18 protein-coding genes are annotated in these 15,317 nt (G+C 65.9%); 11 read left to right on the plus strand and 7 right to left on the minus strand.

The features are described 5' to 3' along the window. The first annotated feature begins 14 nt into the window (after positions 1-14). From hda to folK, 4 genes are all read left to right on the plus strand, one after another. Entirely contained in the window at positions 15-701 is a 687-nt protein-coding gene (gene hda, locus PSV40_RS11330) for a DnaA regulatory inactivator Hda (RefSeq protein WP_300537499.1), read from the plus strand. Further along, complete coding sequence (locus PSV40_RS11335; RefSeq protein WP_300537501.1) at positions 698-1,387, plus strand: HAD family hydrolase; 690 nt, start codon at positions 698-700, stop codon at positions 1,385-1,387. Before hda ends, PSV40_RS11335 begins: the two co-directional genes overlap by 4 nt. A gap of 62 nt (positions 1,388-1,449) precedes the next feature. After that, positions 1,450-3,048, plus strand: coding sequence for a polynucleotide adenylyltransferase PcnB (gene pcnB / locus PSV40_RS11340; RefSeq protein ID WP_300537503.1), 1,599 nt, complete (start codon positions 1,450-1,452; stop codon positions 3,046-3,048). A 9-nt stretch (positions 3,049-3,057) separates the two neighbouring features. Next, positions 3,058-3,576 carry a 2-amino-4-hydroxy-6-hydroxymethyldihydropteridine diphosphokinase gene (gene folK, locus PSV40_RS11345; RefSeq protein ID WP_300537505.1) on the plus strand — a complete coding sequence of 173 codons (519 nt, stop codon included), beginning with the start codon at positions 3,058-3,060 and terminating at the stop codon, positions 3,574-3,576. A gap of 116 nt (positions 3,577-3,692) precedes the next feature. On the opposite strand, the gene pdxH is transcribed toward folK, so the two are convergent. Continuing rightward, positions 3,693-4,340 (minus strand): pyridoxamine 5'-phosphate oxidase, encoded by a 648-nt coding sequence (pdxH, locus tag PSV40_RS11350; RefSeq protein WP_300537507.1) that lies wholly within the window; start codon positions 4,338-4,340, stop codon positions 3,693-3,695. A 23-nt stretch (positions 4,341-4,363) separates the two neighbouring features. On the opposite strand from pdxH, the gene PSV40_RS11355 reads away from it, so the two are divergent. After that, positions 4,364-4,942: an NTP transferase domain-containing protein gene (locus PSV40_RS11355; protein WP_300537509.1), complete on the plus strand. Its 579-nt coding sequence runs from the start codon at positions 4,364-4,366 to the stop codon at positions 4,940-4,942. Positions 4,943-5,132: 190 nt separating this feature from the next. On the opposite strand, the gene PSV40_RS11360 is transcribed toward PSV40_RS11355, so the two are convergent. Both PSV40_RS11360 and PSV40_RS11365 read right to left on the minus strand, forming a co-directional pair. Continuing rightward, positions 5,133-5,642, minus strand: a complete 510-nt coding sequence (locus PSV40_RS11360; protein ID WP_300537510.1) for a superoxide dismutase family protein — start codon at positions 5,640-5,642, stop codon at positions 5,133-5,135. 62 nt (positions 5,643-5,704) lie between these two features. Continuing rightward, complete coding sequence (locus PSV40_RS11365) at positions 5,705-6,280, minus strand: gamma-glutamylcyclotransferase (RefSeq protein ID WP_300537525.1); 576 nt, start codon at positions 6,278-6,280, stop codon at positions 5,705-5,707. A gap of 153 nt (positions 6,281-6,433) precedes the next feature. Between PSV40_RS11365 and PSV40_RS11370 the strand changes: the two genes are divergently transcribed. The 3 genes from PSV40_RS11370 to eda all read left to right on the plus strand — a co-directional run bounded on the left by PSV40_RS11370 (position 6,434) and on the right by eda (position 9,633). Next, complete coding sequence (locus PSV40_RS11370; protein ID WP_300537511.1) at positions 6,434-6,997, plus strand: OmpA family protein; 564 nt, start codon at positions 6,434-6,436, stop codon at positions 6,995-6,997. Between the two features lie 168 nt (positions 6,998-7,165). After that, positions 7,166-8,986, plus strand: coding sequence for a phosphogluconate dehydratase (edd, locus tag PSV40_RS11375; RefSeq protein ID WP_300537513.1), 1,821 nt, complete (start codon positions 7,166-7,168; stop codon positions 8,984-8,986). 2 nt (positions 8,987-8,988) lie between these two features. Beyond that, positions 8,989-9,633 carry a bifunctional 4-hydroxy-2-oxoglutarate aldolase/2-dehydro-3-deoxy-phosphogluconate aldolase gene (gene eda, locus PSV40_RS11380; protein ID WP_300537526.1) on the plus strand — a complete coding sequence of 215 codons (645 nt, stop codon included), beginning with the start codon at positions 8,989-8,991 and terminating at the stop codon, positions 9,631-9,633. Positions 9,634-10,241: 608 nt separating this feature from the next. Here eda and PSV40_RS11385 read toward each other — a convergent pair. Next, entirely contained in the window at positions 10,242-10,598 is a 357-nt protein-coding gene (locus tag PSV40_RS11385; protein WP_096698233.1) for a hypothetical protein, read from the minus strand. A 182-nt stretch (positions 10,599-10,780) separates the two neighbouring features. On the opposite strand from PSV40_RS11385, the gene PSV40_RS11390 reads away from it, so the two are divergent. Genes PSV40_RS11390 through PSV40_RS11400 form a run of 3 tightly spaced genes read left to right on the plus strand, consistent with a single transcriptional unit; the run spans position 10,781 to position 11,943 of the window. Further along, positions 10,781-11,086, plus strand: coding sequence for a DUF883 family protein (locus PSV40_RS11390; protein ID WP_300537515.1), 306 nt, complete (start codon positions 10,781-10,783; stop codon positions 11,084-11,086). Positions 11,087-11,132: 46 nt separating this feature from the next. Continuing rightward, positions 11,133-11,576, plus strand: coding sequence for a phage holin family protein (locus tag PSV40_RS11395; RefSeq protein WP_300537517.1), 444 nt, complete (start codon positions 11,133-11,135; stop codon positions 11,574-11,576). Beyond that, entirely contained in the window at positions 11,569-11,943 is a 375-nt protein-coding gene (locus PSV40_RS11400) for a hypothetical protein (protein WP_300537519.1), read from the plus strand. Before PSV40_RS11395 ends, PSV40_RS11400 begins: the two co-directional genes overlap by 8 nt. 121 nt (positions 11,944-12,064) lie before the next feature. Here the strand turns inward: PSV40_RS11400 and panC are convergent, their stop codons facing one another. The 3 genes from panC to bioB all read right to left on the minus strand — a co-directional run bounded on the left by panC (position 12,065) and on the right by bioB (position 15,160). Further along, complete coding sequence (panC, locus tag PSV40_RS11405; RefSeq protein WP_300537520.1) at positions 12,065-12,913, minus strand: pantoate--beta-alanine ligase; 849 nt, start codon at positions 12,911-12,913, stop codon at positions 12,065-12,067. Positions 12,914-13,250: 337 nt separating this feature from the next. Further along, positions 13,251-14,147 (minus strand): 3-methyl-2-oxobutanoate hydroxymethyltransferase, encoded by an 897-nt coding sequence (gene panB / locus PSV40_RS11410; RefSeq protein ID WP_300537521.1) that lies wholly within the window; start codon positions 14,145-14,147, stop codon positions 13,251-13,253. Continuing rightward, the gene (gene bioB, locus PSV40_RS11415) at positions 14,144-15,160 is read right to left on the minus strand and encodes a biotin synthase BioB (RefSeq protein ID WP_300537523.1); all 1,017 of its coding nucleotides are present in this window, start codon (positions 15,158-15,160) and stop codon (positions 14,144-14,146) included. Before bioB ends, panB begins: the two co-directional genes overlap by 4 nt. Positions 15,161-15,317 lie beyond the last annotated feature (157 nt).

The raw sequence follows: 15,317 nt of genomic DNA on the forward strand, positions 1-15,317 counted from the left end.
CGACAATGGCAGGCATGAAGCAGATTGCACTGGACATCGGGCTGGCATCGCCGCCGTCGTTCGCCAATTTTTTTGCCGGCCCCAACGAGGCGGCGCTCAGGCACCTGGAACTGTGGGCCGGCAACAGTCTGCGCTCCCCGGTACCGACCTACCTGTGGGGGGAGCCCGGCAGCGGCAAGACCCATCTGCTCAAGGCCGTCAGCGAGGCGCTGCGCGAGCAGGGCGCGTCGGTGGGCTGGCTCGATGCCTCCATGCTGGAGCCGCCCGAATTCAATGAAAAATGGGCGGCGGTGATCATGGATGACTGCCACCTGTACACCGCGGTGCAGCAGCAGGCGGCCTTCAACTGGTTTGTCAACGCGCTCAATGCCGCCGACGGCCACCCGCGCTGGGTGCTGGCGGCCGGCGACGCGCCTCCGGCCGACCTGGCCCTGCGCGAAGACCTGCGCACCCGCCTGGGCTGGGGCCATGTGTTTGCGCTGCAGGCCCTGACCGAGCCGGAGCGCCGTGCGGTGCTGCGGCAGGAGGCAGACGCGCGCGGCGTGTTCCTCAGCGACGAGGCCATGGATTTCATCCTGAGCCGTTTCTCGCGCGACCTCGGCAACCTGATGCAGCTGCTGGACCAGCTCGACACCTACGCGCTGCAGACCCAGCGCGCCATCACGATTCCGCTGATCAAATCCATGCTGGAGACCCTGTGACACCACGCCCGGGCGCCGCAAAACGGCGCATCGCCCTGTTCGACCTCGACCACACCCTGATTCCCATTGATTCCGACTACGAGTGGGGCGAGTTCACGATTGCATTGGGCTGGTGCGAGGGCCACGAGTTCAAGCGCCGCAACGCCGAGTTTTTTGCCCATTACCAGGCCGGAACGCTCGACATCCACGACTACGTGCGTTTTGCCACCCAGGCCATCCGGGAGCAGGGCGCTACAAATTCAATAGCTGCTCACGCCCGTTTCATGAGCGAAATCGTGCAAAAAGGCATACAAGCCGCGGCGCTGGACCTGGTCCGCGGCCACCAGGCGGCAGGGGACGACACCGTGATCGTCACGGCCACCAACGAATTCGTGACCCGGCCCATCGCCGAGGCGTTCGGGGTGGCCGAGCTGATTGCGGTGGAACTCGAGCGTGACGCCGGCGGCCAGCTGACCGGCGAAATCCGCGGCACCCCGTCTTTCCGGGAAGGCAAGGTGGCCCGCGTCCAGCAGTGGCTGGCCGACCGCGGGCTGCACTGGGAGGCGGTGGAAAGCACTTTTTACAGCGATTCCATGAACGATCTGCCTTTGCTGGAAAAAGTCACGCACCCGGTGGCCACCAACCCCGACGAGCGCCTGCGGGCGATCGCCACCGAGCGCGGATGGCGCATACTTGAGCTGTTCTAACTGCCTTGGACGGCCGGCCTTGCCCTGCAAGCGCGGCCAGTCCGGCAAAATCTCCTGATTCCATGATCAAAAAATTTATCGACAAGCTGTTTGGCAAGTCAGCCAGTCCCGCCAGCGGTGCCACCCGGTCCAAAAAATCAGTTTTCGGGGAGCGCCGCGAAGTCGGCACCCAGGACCATGCGATCAACCCCAAACTGGTCGATGAGCGCGCGATGGACGTGGTGCACACCCTCAAGCGGGCCGGCTACGAGGCCTTCATCGTCGGCGGCGCGGTGCGCGACCTGCTGGTCGGCCTGCGTCCCAAGGACTTCGATGTAGCCACCAACGCCACGCCCGAGCAGGTCAAGTCGCTGTTCCGCCGCGCTTTCATCATCGGCCGGCGCTTTCGCATCGTGCATGTGATTTACGGCCGCGGCCGCGAACACGAGGTGATCGAGGTCTCGACCTTCCGCGCGCATCTGGACAGCAGCCTGGCCGAGCAGGTCGGCGGCAACGAGCGCACCAGCAAGAGCGAGCTCGCCGGCATGAAACACGCGGTGGACGCCTCCGGCCGCGTGCTGCGCGACAACGTCTGGGGCCCGATGGAAGAAGATGCCGCGCGCCGCGACTTCACCATCAACGCCATGTATTACGACCCGGAGACGCAGATCGTGGTTGACTACCACCACGGCATCCGCGACGCGAAGAAAAAAATCATCCGCATGATTGGCGATCCGGCCACGCGTTACCGCGAAGACCCGGTGCGCATCATCCGCGCCGTGCGTTTTGCCGCCAAGCTCAGCGATCTGGGCTTCAAGTTTGAAGAAAAAACCGTGGCGCCGCTGCGCGAGATGAAAGGCCTGCTGGCCGACGTGCCGCAGTCGCGCCTGTTCGACGAGATGCTCAAGCTGCTGCTAACCGGCCACTCGCTGGCGAGCATCGAGCAACTCAAGTTCCTGGGCCTGAACACCGGGATCTATCCCCTGCTGGATGTGGTGGTGGACACCTCGGAAGAACCCTTCCTGCAGCTGGCGCTGCTCGACACCGACCGCCGCGTGGCCGAAGGCAAGCCGGTGGTGCCCAGCTTTCTGCTGTCCTGCGTGCTCTGGGCCGATGTGCGTGAAGGCTGGGTCCGGCGCCTCAACCGCGGAGAGCACACCATGCCCGCGCTGCAGGACGCGATCGACGATGCCTTCAACGCCAGGATCGGCGACGTGTCGGGCCGCGGCAAGCTGGGCACCGACATGCGCGAGATCTGGACCATGCAGCCGCGTTTTGAAAAACGCACCGGCAGCTCGCCTTATTCGCTGCTGGAGCAGCCGCGTTTTCGCGCCGGCTTTGACTTCCTGCGCCTGCGCGCGCAGACCGGCGAGATCGAACCCGAGCTGTCCGAGTGGTGGGAGAAATTCAGCACCGCCTACGACGACGAACGCCACGAGATGATCGAGCAGGCCAAGCTCGAGCAGTCGAAGAAACCGCAGCCACCGCGCACCCGCGTCAAGCGCGCCGAAGGCGATGCGCCGCGCGGTGACGATGCCGGCCATGGCCCGGTACCTGCGCCGGAAGCCGGCGAGTCCGGTGAACCAGCGCCCGCCAAAAAGCGCCGGCGCCGCCGCAAGCCGGCCAACCGCGAAGGCGGAGCGGTGGCCGGTCCGGCGTCGGACGCCCCGTCCGACCTGTAAATTCGGGCCATGGGGATGGCCCTGCGCCCTGAACGGTCCGAGGTTGTCACGGCTTACGTGGCGCTGGGCGCCAACCTGGGTGACGCCGCCGCGGCGGTGCGGGCGGCCATGGAGTCCCTGGCGGGACTGCCGCTGACCCAGGTCATCCGCCGCTCCAGCCTGTACCGGACCGCGCCGCTGGCCGACGCGGGCGACACGCCCGGCCCGGCCGCCGGCGGCGACTACATCAATGCCGTGGTGGAAGTACAAACGGCCCTGAGCGCGCCCGAGTTGCTGCGGCAGCTGCAGGCCCTGGAACAGGCCGCCGGCCGCGAGCGGCCCTACCGCAACGCGCCGCGCACGCTGGATCTCGATCTTCTTTTATACGGCAGCGGCCGCATCACGTCGGCGCAGCTGGTGCTGCCGCACCCGCGCATGGACCAGCGTGCATTTGTGCTGGTGCCGCTGGCGGAAATCGCGCCGGCGCTGGTGCCGCAGGCGCAGCTTGATGCGGTGACGGACCAGGCGATCCAGCGTCTGGAGGCTTGAGGCGTTCCTTGGTCCGTTCGCGTTGAGCTCGTCGAAACGCCATCCCGCCTCAAGCCAGGCAAAGGCTTCGACCCTTCGACAAGCTCAGGACAGGCCAACTCAGCCCGAACGGGGAGTCAGGGCGCCAGGCGTTCGCGCAGCCAGCCCGCCTCGACCTGGGTGTAGCGCAGCCTGTCATGCAAGCGGCTTTTGCGCCCTTGCCAGAACTGCCAGTTGTCGGGCTTGAGCCGGTAGCCGCCCCAGTGCGGCGGCCGTGGCGGCTGCAGCAAAAACTTCGCGCCATATTTGGCGGCGTTGGCCAACAGCACGCTGCGGCCGGAGATCACCTGGCTTTGCGGGCTGGCCCAGGCGCCAATGCGCGAATCCAGTGGCCGGCTGTGGAAGTATTCGTCGCTTTCCTCGGCAGACACCTTTTCGACCAGACCTTCGATGCGCACCACGCGCTCGAGCTCTACCCAGTGAAACTGCAGCGCAGCGAAGGGGTTGGCGGCCAGCTCCTTGCCCTTGCGGCTGTCGTAATTGGTGTACCAGACAATGCCGCGCTCGTCATACCCTTTGATCAGCACCACGCGAGTCGAAGGACGCCCGTTGGCTGCCACCGTGGCCACCGTCATCGCATTGGGCTCGGGCACCTTGGCCGCAATGGCTTCGTTCAGCCATTGATCGAACTGCTGCATCGGATCGGCATGCGACGCCTCTTCGTTGAGTTCGGCGCGTTCATAACTTTTGCGCAGGTCGGCGATGTTTTGGATAGGCTCTGACATACTGGAAGTATAGGTAGTCCACCATGTCCCTGTCTTCATCGCCCGTATCCCCCCCGCCTCCTGCACTGCCCACCGTCATCGTGCTGGCCTCGGGCCGCGGTGAACGTTTCACCGCGTCCGGCGGCCGCACCCACAAGCTGCAGGCCCTGCTGGACGGCAAGCCGGTGCTGCAGCACACGCTGGACGCCGTGATCGCCAGCGGCCTGCCCTGGCACCTTGAAGACGCGGGCCATCCCGGCATGGGTGATTCGATCGCGGCGGCGGTGCGTGCCACGCCGGACGCGGCTGGCTGGCTGGTGCTGCCGGGCGACTTGCCGCTTGTGCGCAGCGACACCTTGCGGGCCGTGGCCCAGGCGCTGGCGCAACACGCGGTGGTGATTCCGCTGTACCAGGACCAGCGCGGCCATCCGGTCGGGTTTGCCGCGGTGTGCCGGGAAGGTTTGCTGGGTTTAACAGGAAATCAGGGTGCAGCGCCCGTGGTACGTGCGCAGGATGCTCTCAATTCAGTAGCGTTTTTGGCGCTTGACGATGTTGGCATCGTGACCGATATCGATACCGTCGGGGATCTGGCGCGCGCCGAAAAGTTGCTGGCTGCGCGCTGATTGGTTTTATTCAAGCAAGGGCCGCGGAACCGGCTTTGCCGGGCCGCAGGCGCAGCGGCCCCCGAGGGGCTGGAGCCTGCGGCTCCAAAGCTGCTTGAGCAGCTTTGGACAGGCGACAGAAGCGAAGCCTCTGGCGAGCGGCGGCCTGCAAGGCCTCGGGAGCTACACGCAGTGAGCGACCGTGGGGGCTTTAGCGTATCACCGCGCAGGCCAGCCGCGGGCCGGCGTTGCCGGTGGGCTGGGTTTTGTAATCATCGGGGTCGCGGTGAACAATCAGGCCTTTGCCCACGATGTCGCTCACGCCGCTGCCGACAGCCAGGGTGCCTGATTCAAAGTTGAAGCGGGCGACACCGCCGGCATCGGCTTTCAGGCTGGGCAGGTCGCCGGTGTGGTGCATGCCCATGCCGTGGCTGCCGTGCGGCGCGCCGGTGGGGTTGAAGTGCCCGCCCGCACTCATGCCGTCGCCGCTGGAGCAGTCGCCTTTTTCATGCACGTGGAAGCCGTGTTCGGCATTCGGCTTGAGGCCGCGGATTTCGCCGCTCACCAGAACCTTGTTGCCCTTCTGGACAAAACTGACGCTGCCGCTGGTGGTGTTGCCGGTGGTGGCCTGCAGCTGCGCGGTGGCGCGTGGGCCGCCGGGGGTGCTGGCACAGGCGCCAAGCAGGGAGGCCGTGGTCAAAACAAGAAAGGCTGTTTTCATGGTGTCTCCAGGTTAAGAACAAGTTCCAGGTCGTTGCGGAAAGACTTCTATGGCGTATGACTTTAGGCCTGCGGCCCGTCGCTGGCAATCCCTGCCTGCGAGAGTCTGAGCAGGCGCGCCAGCCTGGCATCCGAAATGCCGTGGCTATGCAGGCTTTCCAGCGTCTGGCGTGCATAGTCGTGCGTGGTGCCGTAACGGCCGCAGGCGCTTGAGAAAATCTGCCGGTAGTGCGTCTCGCTGAGCTCGCCGGTGAAGCTGGGGCTGCGCCGCGACAGGGTGAAGGCCAGGGCCTGGACCGGTCCCTGGTCGGTGTTGCAGCGCAGCGAGCGCGGGTCATACACGCCCATGAGCATTTCGCGCAGCCAGAGCCTGGCCACCACGTCCGGCACTTCGTGCCGGGGCACGCGGTAGACCACGCCGTGGCAACTGCCGCCCGAGAGCAGCGCAAACACCAGCCCCGGGCACTCGGGCGTACCGCGGTTGATGCGGCTCCACATCTTCAGTGCCCGGTGCCAGCCATGCACACGAGCGCGCCGCAGTTCGGCGAAGTCGAATTCGGGCCGCCAGATCAACGAGGCGTAGCCGAAAATCCAGAGGTCCTCGCGGCCGCCCCACTGGTGCAGAAAACGCTCCAGCATGGGCGCCGGATCACGCAGGGCTGGCAGGTCATTGTGCGGGGGAGTTTCCACAGTCGCACTTTACAATGTCCGGCTCTCACCGGCGACGTTGCCGGTTATTTTTTGCGGCTGGCACAGGCGCCGCAGCCTGTGCAGTTTCACGGAGTTTGATCAATGTCTTCCCCATCGGATGATGAACAGCTGGGCCTGGTCCTGGGCCTTGTTTTTGCCCTTGTTGCCCTCGTGATCACGCTGGTGATAGGCGCCGCGCTGCAGCGCCGGGACACGCCGGCCTTGCCCGCTTTGACCGCCCTGCCAGGCGCCGCCGCGTTGCCGGTGGTGGCCGCGCCAGTGCCGGCTGCGCCGGCCCCTGCTGAAGTACCCGCGCCATCGGCGCAGGCGGTGTCGGATGCTGCCAGCATCACGGTGGAATACGGGGTGGTGAAGTTTTATTTTTCATCCGGCAAGGCCGATCTGGCGCCCGGCGCAGGTGCGGCCCTGGTCGATGTGGTCCGGGCCGCCGGGACCGGCAAGAAAGTGGTCATTGCAGGTTTTCACGACCCCAAGGGCAATGCCGCTGCCAATGCCGCACTGGCCCGCCAGCGCGCGCTGGCAGTCCGCGATGCGTTGAAAGCAGCGGGTGTGAAAGACAGCCAGATCACGCTGCAAAAACCCGAGCAGGTGGTTGGCTCGGGCAGCGACGCCGAGGCGCGCCGGGTCGAGATCACCCTGCAATAGGGAAGGATGCCAGGGGAGCGCTCAGGGGCCGCTCTACCCGCGCTTCTTGTCCCTGCTTGGTACCCGGTCTGTAACCCCTGCCTTTCCAACGGAGGGGTAAACAAGTACGATGAGCAACGTAATAAAGTTACCGGCTCATCTTCAGCCACCTGTTTGGCCCACATCCCCATGAACCTTCATTCCACCGTCGCCGACGTCACCGCGCGTATCCGCGAGCGCAGCCGTGCGACGCGCAGCGCCTACCTCCAGCGCCTGGACGGCGCGGCCACCCGGGCCATCAGCGTCGATCGCATGGGTTGCGGCAACATCGCGCACGCGGTGGCCGGCATGCCGCTGGACGACCGCTTCAAGGTGATCACGCAGCGCGCACCCAACATCGGCATCGTGACGGCCTACAACGACATGTTGTCGGCGCACACGCCGCTGCAGCCGTATCCGGACCTGATCAAGTGGGAAGCGCGTCTGCACGGCGCCACGGCCCAGGTCGCCGGCGGTGTACCGGCCATGTGCGATGGCGTCACGCAGGGCACGCCGGGCATGGAGCTGAGCCTGTTCAGTCGCGACGTGATTGCCATGGCGACGGCGGTGTCCCTGAGCCATGACATGTTCGACGCCGCGCTGATGCTGGGCGTGTGCGACAAGATCGTGCCCGGCCTGCTGATAGGCGCGCTGCATTTCGGCCACCTGCCCATGGTGTTTGTGCCGGCCGGCCCCATGCCGTCCGGCCTGCCCAACAAGGAAAAAGCCCGCGTGCGCGAGCAGGCCGCGCAAGGACTGGTCGGGCGCGCCGAGTTGCTCGAGGCGGAACTCAAGAGTTACCACAGCCCCGGCACCTGCACCTTTTACGGCACCGCCAACAGCAACCAGATGCTGCTCGAAGCCATGGGCCTGCACGTGCCCGGCACCGCTTTTGTGAACCCCGGCGGCGACCTGCGCGACGAACTCACGCGCGAGGCCGCACGCACGGTGCTGGGCATTGTGAAGTCGTCGAAACGTTTTTCGCCGATAGGACGCATCGCCGATGAAAAGGCCATCGTCAACGCCATGGTCGCGCTGCTGGCCACCGGCGGTTCCACCAACCACCTGATCCACTGGGTGGCGGTGGCGCGTTCGGCCGGCATCCTGATTGACTGGGACGATTTTTCTGCCTTGTCTGCTGTGGTGCCGCTGCTGACCCATGTCTATCCCAACGGAAACGCCGACGTGAACCAGTTCCAGTCGGCCGGCGGCACGGGTTTCGTGATCCGCGAGTTGCTCGACAGCGGCTTCATGCACGAGGATGTGCTCACTGTGCGCGAGGGCGGTATCCGCGAGTACACCCGTGAGCCGGCCATGGTGGACGGCAAGCTGGCCTGGCACGAGATGGGCGCGACGAAAGACGAGGCCATCGTGCGGCCGGCCTGCGCGCCCTTCAGCGCCACCGGCGGCCTCAAGCTGCTGCAAGGCAACCTGGGGCGCAGCGTGATCAAGGTCTCGGCCGTGCCCGACGACCGCCATGTCATCGAGGCGCCTGCACGCGTGTTTGACTCGCAGGAAGACCTGCATGTGGCTTTCCGCGCCGGTGAACTGGACCGCGACGTGGTCTGTGTGGTGCGCTGGCAGGGGCCGCAGGCCAACGGCATGCCCGAGCTGCACAAACTCACGCCGCCGCTGGCGGTGTTGCAGGGCAAAGGTTTCAGGGTGGCGCTGGTGACCGACGGGCGCATGAGCGGCGCCTCGGGCAAGGTGCCGGCGGCCATCCATGTGTCGCCGGAAGCGGCGGCCGGTGGCCCGCTGGCGAAAGTGCGTGATGGCGACATCGTGCGGGTCGACGCACTCGCCGGTACGCTGGAGGTAAGTGTCGCGGCCGACGAATGGGCCGCGCGGCCGACCGCGGTCATGCCGCAGGCGCTGCGTGATGCCAATGGTCAGGGGCTGGGGCGCGAACTGTTTGCCGGCATGCGCCGGCACGCGTTGACGGCTGAAGAAGGAGCGTTATCGTGGATGTGAAAATGGATCTGGCGGCCGGCTCGCTGACGGCCCTGCAGGTGATGCAGGACGCGGCGGTGATTCCGGTGATTGTGTTGACCGATGTGGCGCACGCCGTGCCGCTGGCGCGTGCGCTGGTGGCCGGCGGGATACGCATGCTGGAAGTGACCCTGCGCACGCCGCAGGCGCTGGCCTGCATCGAGGCGATTGCGCGCGATGTGCCCGAAGCCGTGGTCGGTGCCGGTACGGCGCGCAGTGCGGCCGACGTGCAGGCCTGCGCGATGGCCGGCGCGCGTTTCATCGTCAGCCCGGGCTACACCCATGCGGTGGGCGGGGCCTGCCGCGATGCACATCTGCCGCTGCTCCCCGGCGTGGCCACGGCCAGCGAAATCATGGCGGCGCAGGAAGACGGGTTCACCGAACTCAAGTTTTTTCCGGCCCTGCAGGCCGGCGGGCTGGCCATGCTCAAGGCCTGGAGCGGACCGTTTGGTGACGTGAAGTTCTGCCCCACAGGCGGCATCACCGCGGCCAACGCGGCCGAGTTTCTGGCGCTGCCCAACGTGGTCTGTGTCGGCGGCTCCTGGCTGGTGCCGGCCGATGCGCTGGCGCGCGGCGACTGGAGCCGGGTGACGGAGCTGGCCCGGCAGGCGAGTGAGCTGCCGCGGTAAGCGGGTTGGTCCGTTTCGAGAAAAATCGGGCTCTAGCCCAATGGGGACGGGCGCGAGCAGCTATAAAATTTGTAGCTAAATTTTTTCATGCTTGTCATCCCGGACTCGATCCGGGATCCATGGTGGTTGACTACCAGCGTTGTTTTGGCGTTGTGGTTCGCCAGCAAGCCGGGGGTTGCCCGGCGGCAACTCACTTTTCTTTTGCGTCGCCAAAAGAAAAGTAAGCAAAAGAAAAGGCGACCCGATGGTCTGGGTCCCTTCGCTTCGCTCCAGGCAACCTCCGGTGCTCGCCGAAAGCGGGGTCGAGCTCGAACTCGCTTCGCTCAGACAATCGCTCGCCCTGATCCGCTTTCGGCTGCGCTCCTCGGCCCAGCCCGACGGGTGGGGGACGAGAAATCCAACACGGGTACGGGGAGACATGACGCGCGTAGCGCGTCATGTCGGAGAACGTGGGCCTCATGTTTGCACGCGAGTGCAGCACACGCGGCAAGATGAGGCTCCCTTCTCTCGCCCAGCGGGGCGAGGGAAGGGCGGGGGGTTGGGAGTGGGGAGTTACGCCTACTGTCCAGAGCGAACCGGGAACGCAGCGTGATGCCGCAATGCAGAGGTCAGCCCTTTTGCTGCATCTTCTCAATCCGCTCGCCCATGCGCGACAGCAGGTACCACCACTCGCTGTCGTCTTCGCGGTAGGTGCGAACCGCACCGGCGCGAACCAGGATCTTGCGCAGTTCGTCGTCGTCAAAACCGCCCAGGTGTTTTTTGAGCACCTCGAAGGACCGGTCGGTGAAGCTTTTGTGGCTCAGGAAATGGCGCGCGGTTTCCTCGGCCATGAACTCGGTCCGGTACTGCTGCTGCAGTGCCTGGATCTGGTGCTTGAACTGTTGCCGGTTCACGGCAAAAGTCACCAGGCCGCCTACAAGCGTGCCCAGCAGGGTGAACAGGGGGGTCAGGAGGTTGGGGTCCATGGCGGGCTCGCGGGTGGGTTGATCAGGGGGGCTTGCCGGATTTTTGCAGTCCGCATTATTGCGGTGAATCAAGACCCGCTCAGGTTTCAACCCGCCCGCGACCAGCGGCTTTCGGATCGGACTAAACTGATGCCGGGCTCACGCGATGCCTGATTTTTTACCACCGCACTTGGGAGCATGCCATGGACAACACCAGCAAAGACAAACTGATCACCGACATGAAAGTGGTTCTCACCGACGTGGAGGACCTGCTCAAGGCCGCCACCGCCGCCACTGGCGAGACGGCGGCCGCGCTGCGTGAAAAGGCTGCGGGCAAGCTCAAGCTCGCGACCGAAAAACTGACCGGCCTGCAGGAGGCGGCGCTGCTCAAGGGCAAGGAGGCGGCCAAGGTCACGGACGAGTATGTCCATGCCAACCCGTGGAAGGCTGTCGGCATCGCCGCAGCGGCCGGTTTCCTGATCGGTCTGCTGGTCAACCGCAGGTCATGATTGCCATGACGGGAAGCACCGGCGTGCCGGTGTGCCTGTTGTTGCCATGAACACGCCCTCTCACGACCACCCGGACGGCGGGCAGCCGCCGCGCCTGTTCGCATCGCTGCGCCAGCTGGGCCTGACGGCGCTGTCCATGGCGAACACGCGCGTGGCGCTGGCAGGCGTCGAGCTCGAGGAAGAGCTGCAGCGGCTGATTGGCCTGCTGCTGAGCCTGCTGGGCCTGCTCGTTTTCGGTCTGGTCGGCGTCCTGATCTTCACCTTGACGGTGGTGCTGGCCGTCGATCCCGCGCAGCGTGTCGCGGTGCTGGCGTTTTTTGCGGCGGTGTACCTGGGGCTGGGCGGCTGGTTCTGGTGGCGCGTGCAGCGCACGCTGGCCACGCGGCCGCCTTTTCTGCAAGCCACCTTTGCCGAAATGGCGCAGGACCGCGATGCCCTGCAAGCCGCCTCGACCAGCGCCATGCCGCGGGGCGGAGACCTCCATGGATGACACCACCAGCCAGAGCCAGCGGGCGCTGAGAAAACAGTTGCTGTTGATGCGCTCGGCCACAGAGCGCGCCGAACTGGTCCAGGCCCTCGGTGCGGCGCGGCAGTCGGTGTCGGTGCTCAAAGGGGGTGTCCCGGGACTGGCTCTGGGCAAAGGTTTGCCGCTGGCGCTGGGTCTGCTCAGGCGTGCGCCCCTGATTACCCCGGTGTTGTCGCTGGTGCTGGCCGGCGCGCGCCGGCCTTTGTTGCGTTACGCCTTGCTCGGTGCGGGTTCGGCCCTGCTGGTGTGGAAGGGCTACCAGTGGCTGGCGGACCAGCGCCGGCCGGCGACCGACCCGGCGGATGAACGCGACCCGCCACCTGCCCCCTGATCTTGCGGTTGCGCGGCAGAGTGCGCGTTGATCTGGCTTCTGTTGCTCCTGAATAGATAGCTGTTTGCGCCCGTGTCTATTGGGCTGGAGGCCTTTTTTATCCTAAAACCGCGGGATGGCTTCAGATTTCCAGATTGTCAATCAGCCGCGTGGTGCCCAGCCTGGCTGCGCCCAGCACCACCAGCGCTTGCGCTGCCCCGCTGCTCGCGGGCGGCAGCAGGTCGGCGCGGCGGCGCACGGCCAGGTAGTCGGGTGCCCAGCCGCGCGCGCTCAAGGCCTGCATGGCCTGGGTTTCCAGGGCATCGAGCTTGTCCAGACCCTGCGCCCTCGCGGCTTCGCCCAGCGCCTTCAATGCCCTGGACAGCTGCACGGCTTCGGCACGCTGCGCGGCATCCAGGTAGCCGTTGCGCGAGGACAGCGCCAAGCCGTCCGCGGCGCGCAAGGTTTCGCCGGGGGCGATTGTGATCGGCAGGGCAAACTGCTGCACCATGCGCCGGATAATCATGAGCTGCTGGTAGTCCTTCTTGCCGAACAGCGCGGTGCCACCGGGCTTGCCAGCGAACACGCAGGAAAACAGCTTCATCACCACGGTGCTGACACCGACAAAAAAGCCGGGGCGGAAGTGGCCTTCGAGGATGTCGGCCAGCTCCGCCGGCGGATGCACCTTGTAGGTCTGCGGCTCGGGGTAGAGGTCGGTTTCCCGCGGCGCAAACAGCACATCGCAGCTGGCGGCCTGGAGTTTTTCGCAGTCGGCTTCCCAGGTGCGGGGATAGGTGTCGAAATCTTCGTGCGGCGCAAACTGCAGGCGGTTCACGAAAATGCTGGCCACCGTCACGTCGCCCAGCGGTTTGGCCTGGTTTACCAGCGCGATGTGGCCGTCGTGCAGGTTGCCCATGGTGGCCACAAAAGCCGGGTGCTGGAAAGGCGCCAGCGCGGCGCGCAGGTCGGGGATGGTGTGGACGATTTTCATGCGGTGCGAAGGTCGTGTTCAAAAGGGGCGACTATACAAGCGGAGCGACAAGCGTGACGCTCCCTTCATATCAGCCAGGGCCGCGGGTCCGGCTTTGCCGGCCCGCAGGCGCAGCGCCCCCTCGGGGCTGGTGGCTGCGGCTCCAAACCTGCTTGAGCAGGTTTGGACAGGCGCCAGAAGCGAGGCCTCTGGCGAGCGGCGGCCTGCAAGGTGCAGCGAACCACACGCAGTGGGGAGCGTGGGGGCCATGCAATTTTCCGCCGGGCCGTCCCAAGGAAAATTAGCCCCCTCGGGGGGCAGCGAACCACACGCAGTGGGGAGCGTGGGGGCCCTATTTTCACCACGCGTGCAGGGCATCAACGGGAAAACGCTGCTGCTTGACCGCCTGCACATAGGCCTGCATGGCGCCCTGCACGCTGTGGGCTTCGGCCATGAAGTTGTGCACGAACTTCGGCATCTTGCCCAGGTTCATGCCCAGCATGTCGTGCAGCACCAGCACCTGGCCGGCGGTGCCCACACCGGCCCCTATGCCTATGGTCGGGCAGTGCGTGAGTTTTTTGGTCAGCGCCGCCGACAGCGCGGCCGGCACCATCTCGAGCACCAGCATGGACGCACCGGCGTCCTGCAGCGCGTGGGCCTGGCGGGTCAAGGTGGTGGCGGCTTCCTCGCCCCGGCCCTGTACCCGGTAGCCGCCCAGGGCATGCACGGTTTGCGGCGTCAGGCCCAGGTGGGCGCAGACCGGAATGCCGCGCTCGACCAGGAAGTGCACGGTCTCGGTGGTCCAGCCACCGCCTTCGAGCTTGACCATGTGGGCGCCGGCCTGCATCAGCACCACGGCGCTGCGCAGGGCCTGCTCTTTCGACTCGTGGTAGCTGCCAAAGGGCAGGTCGCCAATCAGCCAGGCGGTGGCCTGGGCGCGGCGCAGGCCACGCGCCACACATTCGGTGTGGTGGCGCATGGTTTCCAGCGTCACCCCCACGGTGCTGGACAGACCCTGGCAGACCATGCCCAGCGAATCGCCGACCAGGATGCATTCGACGCCGGCCGCGTCGGCCACGGCGGCAAAGGTCGCGTCGTAAGCGGTCAGCATGGTGATTTTTTCGCCTTGGGCGTGCATTTCGCGCAGGCGCGGCAGGCTGACCGGTTTGCGCGATGCTGTCGGCGGCGCAGGGGGCAAGGTGCCGTAGGGGCTGGCGCTGCCGGCGGCCGGTGATGGGGCGGGTGCCTGCGTCATGGTTTTGCGTCCGGTGCAGAACGCGTCATGCCCAGACGCTCCAGCAAGGCCACATCGGCGCCTGTGTCGGGGTTGCCGGTGGTCAGCAGCTTTTCGCCGTAAAAGATGGAGTTGGCACCGGCCAGGAAACACAGGGCCTGCACCGCATCGCCCATTTTCTGGCGGCCGGCCGACAGGCGCACACGCGCCTTCGGCATGGTGATGCGCGCAACGGCAATCGTGCGCACGAATTCAAACGGGTCCAGGTCTTCCTGGCCGGCCAGCGGCGTGCCTTCGACCTTCACCAGGTTGTTGATCGGCACCGACTCGGGGTAGGGCGACAGGTTGGCGAGTTCGGCCACCAGCCCGGCGCGTTGGCGCCGGCTTTCGCCCATGCCGACGATCCCGCCGCAACAGACCTTCACGCCCGCACGGCGCACGCGCGCCAGCGTGTCGAGCCGGTCCTGGTAGTCGCGCGTGGTGATGATGTCACCATAAAAATCAGGCGCGCTGTCGAGGTTGTGGTTGTAGTAGTCGAGGCCGGCGCTTTGCAGGGTTTGCGCATGACCGTCTTCCAGCATGCCCAGTGTCGCGCAGGTTTCCAGTCCGAGCGCCTTGACCGTGCGCACCAGCTCGGCCACCTTTTCAATGTCGCGGTCCTTGGGCGCGCGCCAGGCCGCACCCATGCAAAAGCGCGTGGCACCAGCGTCCTTGGCGCGTTGCGCCGCCAGCTTCACCTCATGCGGATCCATCAGCTTGGTGGCCTCCACGCCGGTGTCAAAGCGCGCTGCCTGCGGGCAGTAGTTGCAGTCTTCCGGGCAGCCACCGGTCTTGACCGACAGCAGTGTGGCAAATTCGACGCGCGTTGGATCAAAGTTTTCACGATGCACGGATTGCGCCTGGTGCATCAGCTCGGGAAAAGGCAGGTCGAACAGTGCTTCGATGGCAGCCACGCTCCAGCGGGCCTCGGGGCTGGCCGGGGCAGTCTGGCGCGGGCGGTGCAGGGTGACGGGTTGTTCAAAAACGTTGGACATGTCGTGGTTCCTGGAGGTGAGGATGCGGCCGGCTCAAAGGCCTTGTACCGCATTTGTGGAGCGCTCTTCGCGGATGCGGTTGGCGCTGTCGATAAACACCAGTTTAGGGCTACGCTGAATAAGCCCTGGCCAAAGAGCACCTTGCTGCGTTGACGGT

Source organism: Polaromonas sp. (assembly GCF_029945925.1).
Classification (GTDB): Bacteria; Pseudomonadota; Gammaproteobacteria; order Burkholderiales; family Burkholderiaceae_C; genus Polaromonas.